The organism is Brevibacillus brevis (assembly GCF_022026395.1).
In the GTDB taxonomy this organism is placed as follows: Bacteria; Bacillota; Bacilli; order Brevibacillales; family Brevibacillaceae; genus Brevibacillus.
On record NZ_CP041767.1, the window covers coordinates 1 to 7500 of the forward strand.

At 47.6% G+C, this 7500-nt stretch carries 6 protein-coding genes and 9 tRNA genes (1 of these 15 only partly in view); all 15 read left to right on the forward strand.

Going from position 1 to position 7500, the window contains the following annotated elements:
• On the forward strand, positions 1–1362 hold the full coding sequence (gene dnaA / locus FO446_RS00005; RefSeq protein WP_017246844.1) for a chromosomal replication initiator protein DnaA: 1362 nt from the start codon (positions 1–3) through the stop codon (positions 1360–1362).
• Positions 1363–1568: 206 nt separating this feature from the next.
• Positions 1569–2708, forward strand: coding sequence for a DNA polymerase III subunit beta (gene dnaN / locus FO446_RS00010; protein WP_173612520.1), 1140 nt, complete (start codon positions 1569–1571; stop codon positions 2706–2708).
• 32 nt (positions 2709–2740) lie between these two features.
• Positions 2741–2956 carry a S4 domain-containing protein YaaA gene (gene yaaA, locus FO446_RS00015; RefSeq protein WP_012683786.1) on the forward strand — a complete coding sequence of 72 codons (216 nt, stop codon included), beginning with the start codon at positions 2741–2743 and terminating at the stop codon, positions 2954–2956.
• 16 nt (positions 2957–2972) lie between these two features.
• Positions 2973–4091: a DNA replication/repair protein RecF gene (recF, locus tag FO446_RS00020; protein WP_173612521.1), complete on the forward strand. Its 1119-nt coding sequence runs from the start codon at positions 2973–2975 to the stop codon at positions 4089–4091.
• 11 nt (positions 4092–4102) lie between these two features.
• Positions 4103–4390, forward strand: a complete 288-nt coding sequence (gene remB / locus FO446_RS00025) for an extracellular matrix regulator RemB (RefSeq protein ID WP_016739359.1) — start codon at positions 4103–4105, stop codon at positions 4388–4390.
• Positions 4390–6315: a DNA topoisomerase (ATP-hydrolyzing) subunit B gene (gene gyrB, locus FO446_RS00030; protein ID WP_173612522.1), complete on the forward strand. Its 1926-nt coding sequence runs from the start codon at positions 4390–4392 to the stop codon at positions 6313–6315. Before remB ends, gyrB begins: the two co-directional genes overlap by 1 nt.
• Positions 6316–6533: 218 nt before the next feature.
• A tRNA-Ile gene (locus tag FO446_RS00035) sits at positions 6534–6610 on the forward strand.
• Positions 6611–6657: 47 nt separating this feature from the next.
• Positions 6658–6733: transfer RNA gene (locus FO446_RS00040), tRNA-Ala, on the forward strand.
• Positions 6734–6750: 17 nt separating this feature from the next.
• Positions 6751–6826: transfer RNA gene (locus FO446_RS00045), tRNA-Asn, on the forward strand.
• Positions 6827–6833: 7 nt separating this feature from the next.
• Positions 6834–6907: transfer RNA gene (locus FO446_RS00050), tRNA-Glu, on the forward strand.
• An 87-nt stretch (positions 6908–6994) separates the two neighbouring features.
• Positions 6995–7070: transfer RNA gene (locus FO446_RS00055), tRNA-Val, on the forward strand.
• Positions 7071–7095: 25 nt separating this feature from the next.
• Positions 7096–7172, forward strand: a tRNA-Asp gene (locus FO446_RS00060).
• A gap of 35 nt (positions 7173–7207) precedes the next feature.
• Positions 7208–7283, forward strand: a tRNA-Phe gene (locus FO446_RS00065).
• Positions 7284–7297: 14 nt separating this feature from the next.
• Positions 7298–7373: transfer RNA gene (locus tag FO446_RS00070), tRNA-Thr, on the forward strand.
• A gap of 47 nt (positions 7374–7420) precedes the next feature.
• Positions 7421–7500: transfer RNA gene (locus FO446_RS00075), tRNA-Tyr, on the forward strand (it continues 5 nt past the right edge of the window).

Sequence of the window (7500 nt, forward strand, 5' to 3'; positions counted from 1 at the left end):
TTGGATGCAGCGATTAGCGAACTATGGCGCAAAGTACTCGCCAAGATAGAAAAATCGCTAAGCAAACCCAGTTTTGATACCTGGCTGAAGGCGACAAAGGCAACTACATTAGAAGAAGATGCACTGATCGTCGTCGCACCAAACGACTTTGCTCGTGATTGGCTAGAAACCAGGTACGCACAACTGATTACCGATACACTATATGAAGTGACGGGTATCAATATGAAAGTAAAGTTCGTCGCGATGCAAAATCCTGATGCGGCTTTTGCCGACGAACAACCTGCCCCACGGGTGAAAATGAGCGAACCGCCAACAGTCGCGGATGACCAGCCACCCAGTATCTTAAATCCCAAATACACCTTTGACACGTTTGTCATCGGCTCAGGGAATCGATTCGCTCACGCCGCATCTCTTGCGGTTGCTGAAGCTCCTGCGAAAGCTTACAATCCCCTCTTCATTTACGGAGGAGTCGGACTTGGCAAAACCCACTTAATGCATGCAATTGGCCATTATGTCATTCAGCACAACCCATCGGCGAAAGTGGTCTATTTGTCGTCTGAGAAATTCACCAATGAATTCATCAACTCGATTCGTGATAACAAAGCCGTCGAATTCCGCAATAAATACCGGAGTGTTGACGTTCTTTTAATTGATGACATTCAGTTTTTGGCAGGCAAAGAGTCGACACAAGAAGAGTTTTTCCATACGTTCAATGCCTTGCATGAAGAAAGCAAACAAATCATCATCTCCTCCGATCGACCTCCTAAGGAGATCCCGACGCTGGAGGATCGCCTCCGCTCACGCTTCGAATGGGGGCTGATTACTGATATTCAGCCGCCAGACCTCGAAACGCGGATTGCGATTTTGCGCAAAAAGGCGAAAGCAGAAAATCTCGATATCCCTAATGAGGTAATGGCGTACATTGCCAACCAGATCGACAGCAACATCCGCGAGCTGGAAGGCGCACTGATTCGTGTCGTTGCCTACTCCTCCTTGATTAATCGAGATATCGACACGCAGCTGGCGGCGGAAGCACTGAAAGACATTATTCCTTCCTCCCGCCCACGCGTGATTACCATTATGGACATCCAACGAACGGTCGGAGAAGCGTTCAGCCTGAAACTAGAAGATTTCAAGGCGAAAAAACGGACAAAAACCGTCGCTTTCCCCCGTCAGATTGCGATGTATCTCTCCAGAGAGCTGACGGATGCCTCCTTGCCGAAAATCGGTGATGAATTTGGCGGCCGTGACCATACGACAGTCATCCATGCCCATGAGAAAATCTCTCGTGCACTGGCAAATGACCCTCATATGCAAACAACCATTCAGTCGCTCATTGAAAAGTTAAAAGCAAACCATTAAACCTGTGCATAACGCAAAAAGCCTATACACAACTTACCCACATGTGTATAGGCTCTCTTTTACGTAATGGACCCACATATCCACAAATCCACAGGCCCTATTACTACTTCTGTTAAAAAGATTTATCCTAATAAGTTATGATAAAGGCGCAGCCATTATGCAGATTCCAACCAAAATAATGGCGCCGGAGAGGGAGGCTCACGTCGATGCATATTACCGTTCAGCGTGAAAAGCTGTCGAACGCCGTATCGCATGTTAGCAAAGCAGTTTCTAGCAGAACTACGATTCCAATTTTGACCGGGATTAAAATCAAAACGGATGATGAAGGTTTGACACTGACAGCAAGCGATTCTGATGTGTCTATTGAAGTTCAGATCCCGATGGAAGAAGCCGGAGAATGGGGAGTTACCGTACATCAACCTGGTAGCATTGTGTTGACTGCACGTATTTTCAGCGAAATCGTGCGCAAACTGCCAAGCAATGAAATCGATATTCAAGTGGATGATCGTCTCGTAACCAAAATTCGTTCCGGACAAGCTGAGTTCACCATTAACGGAATGGATGCCAACGAATATCCACAGCTGCCGCATCTGGAAGAAGATAAAGTCTTCAGTGTTCCCTGTGATTTACTGAAGGCAATGATTCGTCAGACTGTTTTTGGTGTTTCCACTTCCGAGATGCGTCCGATCTTGACCGGTTTAATGTGGTCGCTTGATCAAGGCAAATTGCGTTTTGTGGCAACAGACAGCCATCGCTTGGCTAGTCGTACCGCAATGGTCGAATGCCCAGAGGATCTTTCTTTCCACAACGTGGTTGTTCCGGGTAAAAGCTGCAATGAATTGGTAAAAATATTAGATGACGACCAAAATCTCGCAGATATCGTTGTTGCGGACAATCAAATCCTGGTGAAGTCCAAGCATATCCTGTTCTATTCCCGTCTCTTGGAAGGAACCTATCCGGACACGACCAGAATTATTCCACAAGGAAGCAAAACGGAGATCACCGTTAGCACCAAGGAGTTTTTGCAATCCATCGAGCGCGCTTCCTTGTTGAGCCGCGAAGGCAAATCGAACGTAGTCAAGCTCGTTACGATGCCTGATGGAACCGTCGAAATTACGTCCAATGCACCTGAGATCGGGAAAGTAACGGACATTTTGATGCCAAAAGCAATGAATGGCGAAGAATTGAAAATTTCCTTCAACGCCAAATACATGATCGATGCGCTGCGTGCAATCGATAGCGCAGAAATCAAAGCGAGCTTTAGCGGCCCGATGAGTCCATTTGTGATTCGTCCGACCGATCATGACTGGATGCTCCATTTGATTTTGCCGGTTCGTACGTACTAAAATGTTTTTACGTAAAAGAAAGGAGCCAAGCCATGCGTGAGGTTTCCATAAGCACAGACTATATTGCTCTCGGCCAATTTTTGAAGCTGGCTGAAATCATTGACACGGGGGGAATGGCCAAAGCTTTTTTGGCTGAGGTTCCGATCCAGATTAATGGAGAGCTGGACAACAGACGTGGACGCAAGCTATATCCTGGCGATGAAGTGGCGATTGAAGGCTATGGTCGCTATCAAGTGGTACGCCCCTGAGAGGAGAGCGTGATTCTTGTTTCTCAAGAACCTGTCGCTAACCAATTATCGCAACTACGAAACGATGTCCCTGTCGTTTGACGGTCCCATCCAGTTGTTTATTGGCAACAACGCTCAAGGGAAAACGAATGCTCTCGAATCGATCTATGTTTTGGCACTCGCCAAATCCCACCGAACGCCCCGCGACAAGGAGCTAATTTCCTGGGATGCCGATTATGCCACGATCCGTAGCGATGTTCTTCGTCGCTACGGTTCTGTTCGTTTAGAGCTGCAGTTGACAACCAAGGGAAAGCGGGCCAAAATCAACGGAATGGAACAGCAGAAGCTGAGCGCCTATGTGGGGGCATTGAATGTCGTCATGTTTGCACCCGAGGATCTTTCCATTGTCAAAGGCGCACCTGCCCAGCGCAGACGCTTCATCGATATGGAAATCGGTCAAGTTTCACCTACGTATCTTTATTATTTGAGCAATTACAACAAAGTGCTGGCCCAGCGAAATCAGCTTTTAAAGGATTTGGCCATGAAAAAAAGTAACTCGCTGGAAATGCTGGCAATTTGGAATACCCAATTAGCCGATTTAGCGGTAAAATTGTTACGGAAGCGTTTTGAGTTCATTCGGAAGTTGGAGACGTGGGCACAGGAAATCCACACTGGCATTACCGATGGCAGGGAAAGACTTTCTTTGCATTACGTTAACTCATCGCCCGTTACAGAAGAGATGACGATAGATCAAGCTGTAGATAAAATGCTTGCTGCCTACGAAGAGGTTCGCGACCGGGAAATCATGCGGGGGAACACCCTTATTGGGCCACACCGTGATGATTTTTCACTTAAAGTGAACAACATGGATGTGCAAACGTATGGTTCCCAGGGACAGCAACGCACCAGTGCGCTGTCCATTAAATTGGCCGAAATTGAGCTGATTAAAGAAGAAGTGGGAGAATACCCCGTTCTGTTGTTGGATGATGTCTTGTCAGAGTTGGATGAACATCGGCAAACATTGCTGCTCGAAACCATTCAGGATCGAGTACAGACGTTTGTAAGTACCACAGGTGTGGAAGGCTTAAAGCATCAGGTTCTCCAGCAAGCCTCTCGTTTTTACGTGAGGGAAGGGAAAATCTCCGGAGAAAGGTAGGGGGTACAGGGATGTTTATTCACATTGGTGGAGATACTGTGGTGAGCACGAAGGAAGTTATTTCCATCCTCGATCATCAGACTGTGAAATCCTCAAAAATCAATAAAGCGTTCTTACTTGAAAAAAGTAAAACAGTTGTTGACCATAGTGAGGAAGAAACGAAGTCTTATGTAATCACCCAGAGCGCCATTTACTGTTCACCTATTTCTTCTCTGACGCTGAAGCGACGCGCTCAGTTCGTGGACAGCTTGGATCAGTTTCCCTTTGTACAAGCTGAAGTGGAGGAGTTGACAGAGTAGTGGATCAAGTGACGACGAAAGATACAAACTACGATGCGAGTCAGATTCAGGTACTGGAAGGGTTAGAGGCAGTTCGGAAACGTCCCGGCATGTACATCGGGTCGACCAGCAGCCGAGGTTTGCATCACCTGGTATGGGAGATTGTCGACAATGCCATTGACGAGGCGCTGGCCGGTTATTGCGACGAGATCTTGGTGGTCATTCATCCAGACAACTCCGTATCTGTAACCGATAACGGTCGAGGAATCCCGACTGGCATTCATGAAAAGACCGGGAAATCCACTGTTGAAACCGTTTTGACTGTATTGCACGCCGGTGGTAAATTCGGCGGTGGCGGATACAAAGTGTCCGGTGGTCTTCACGGGGTCGGTAGCTCGGTAGTGAACGCGCTATCCGAATGGATGGAAGTCGAGGTTAAACAAAATAACCAGATATACTACATGCGCTTTACAGTAGGTGCACCGGATGCCGATCTTGCTGTCGTAGGCGAGACCGATGAAACGGGAACAAAAGTAACCTTCAAGCCCGACCCGACTATTTTTACCGAAACAACTGTATTTGAGTACGAGATTTTGCAAAAACGTATTCGCGAGCTGGCGTTCCTGAACAAAGGATTGCGCATTACGCTGAAGGATACACGCCCAGATCAGCAGAAGGAAGAGTCCTTCCACTACGAGGGCGGTATCATCCAGTTCGTAGAATACTTGAATAAAAACCGGGAAGCCCTGCATGATGATGTGATTTATTGCGAAGGGGAAAAAGAAGGTCTTGTCGTGGAGGTTGCCCTTCAGTACAACGACAGCTATGTGAGCAACATCTACTCTTTTGCCAATAACATCAATACGCATGAGGGTGGTACTCACGAAACCGGATTTAAAACGGCTCTTACGCGTGTTATCAACGACTACAGCCGCAAGTTTAACTTCCTGAAGGAAAAGGATCCGAATCTTTCCGGGGACGATGTGCGTGAAGGTATTACCGCGATTATCTCCGTAAAAATTCAAGAGCCTCAGTTTGAAGGACAAACAAAAACGAAGCTGGGCAACTCGGAAGCGCGCAGCATTACCGAGTCTGTCTTTGGTGACCGTTTTAACACCTTTATGGAAGAAAATCCGGGTGTAGCCAAAAAAGTTGTGGAAAAAGCGCTCATGGCATCTCGTGCCCGTGAGGCAGCTCGAAAAGCACGTGAAATGACTCGTCGCAAGAGTGCCCTGGAAGTAAGTGCTTTGCCGGGTAAACTGGCGGACTGCTCTTCCAAGGACGCATCCGAATCTGAACTGTTCATTGTAGAGGGTGACTCTGCGGGCGGTTCTGCAAAGATGGGACGCGATCGTCATTTCCAAGCCATTCTTCCTCTTCGCGGGAAGGTATTGAACGTAGAAAAAGCACGTTTGGACAAAATTCTCGGCAACAACGAGATCCGTGCTATTATTACGGCTTTGGGAACAGGTGTCGGTGAAGACTTTGATATTTCAAAGGCACGTTACCATAAAGTCGTCATTATGACGGACGCCGACGTCGACGGATCGCATATCCGTACGCTTCTGCTGACGTTCTTCTTCCGTTACATGAAACAGTTGATCGAAGCGGGGTATATTTATATTGCGCAGCCGCCTCTTTACAGCATCAAGCAAGGGAAGACGCTGCACTATGCTTATACCGACAAGCAGCGTGATGAGGTTCTCGCTACCTTAAAGGCACAACCGAAGCCAAACGTCCAACGCTATAAAGGACTAGGTGAGATGAACGCGGATCAATTGTGGGAGACTACAATGGACCCAGAAGTTCGTACGTTGCTTCAGGTAGATCTCCAGGATGCTATGGATGCCGATATGGTGTTTGAGACACTGATGGGTGACGAAGTAGAGCCTCGCAGGGAGTTTATTGAACAATACGCAGCAAATGTACGCGATCTTGATATTTAATTGCGACGAAGAAAAGCTTGTCCTTTACCGGGCAAGCTTTTTTCTTAATGAAAATTTAAAAACACATTTGAAATATATGATGAACTGACTTATAATAGATTGTGCTTTTGTTAAACTCGTCTTTCACAAAAAAGTTCACCCACGCAATAAAAAAATATCAAATTTTCTATTGCAATGAACTTAAAAGTGTGATAGATTAAAGTTCCGGAAGTAATTACGGGCCTATAGCTCAGTTGGTTAGAGCGCACGCCTGATAAGCGTGAGGTCGGCTGTTCGAGTCAGCCTAGGCCCACCACCACTTACATAGCTGACATGACAACTGTGTCACGAAAGCATTAGAATGGGGCTGTAGCTCAGTTGGGAGAGCGCCTGCCTTGCAAGCAGGAGGTCATCGGTTCGATCCCGTTCAGCTCCACCATTCTAAAACATCATCATTCCTCGGTAGCTCAGTTGGTAGAGCAATCGGCTGTTAACCGATCGGTCGGCGGTTCGAGTCCGTCCCGAGGAGCCATTCAAATGGCCCGTTGGTGAAGCGGTTTAACACAGCAGCCTTTCACGCTGTCATTCAGGGGTTCGAATCCCCTACGGGTCACCTAGCAAAAAGCCCTGATAATAAGGGGCCCCAACAAAGTACTCGGAATATGCTTCAAAGCATTGACGTCACTTTGTTGGGAATAGCGGAGGCTTAGCTCAGCTGGGAGAGCATCTGCCTTACAAGCAGAGGGTCGGCGGTTCGATCCCGTCAGCCTCCACCACTTTTAATAACTGAATGTTTTACATGGAGCTGTGGTGAAGTTGGAGTTCACGCCGGTCTGTCACACCGGAGGTCGCGGGTTCGAGTCCCGTCAGCTCCGCCATTTTTCTCAAGCGATGGCGAAACAATTACGCTTGAGGCTCGGTAGCTCAGTCGGTAGAGCAGAGGACTGAAAATCCTCGTGTCGGCGGTTCGATTCCGTCCCGAGCCACCATTTATAACAAACACGCCGGTATAGCTCAATTGGTAGAGCACCTGACTTGTAATCAGGGGGTTGTGGGTTCAAGTCCTATTGCCGGCACCACTTTTTCTTTGAAAGCTGAATAAGGTTTGCTTTTGAAGGACAAGCTTGGGGAGATAGTGAAGTGGCTAAACACGGCAGACTGTAAATCTGCTCCCTCCGGGTTCGGCGGTTCGAATCCGTCTCTCCC

Coding starts and splice junctions, on each gene's coding strand:
- yaaA (WP_012683786.1), top strand. CDS start 2,741: ATGCGTGAGGTTTCCATAAGCACAGACTATATTGCTCTCGGCCAATTT.
- dnaN (WP_173612520.1), top strand. CDS start 1,569: ATGCATATTACCGTTCAGCGTGAAAAGCTGTCGAACGCCGTATCGCAT.
- remB (WP_016739359.1), top strand. CDS start 4,103: ATGTTTATTCACATTGGTGGAGATACTGTGGTGAGCACGAAGGAAGTT.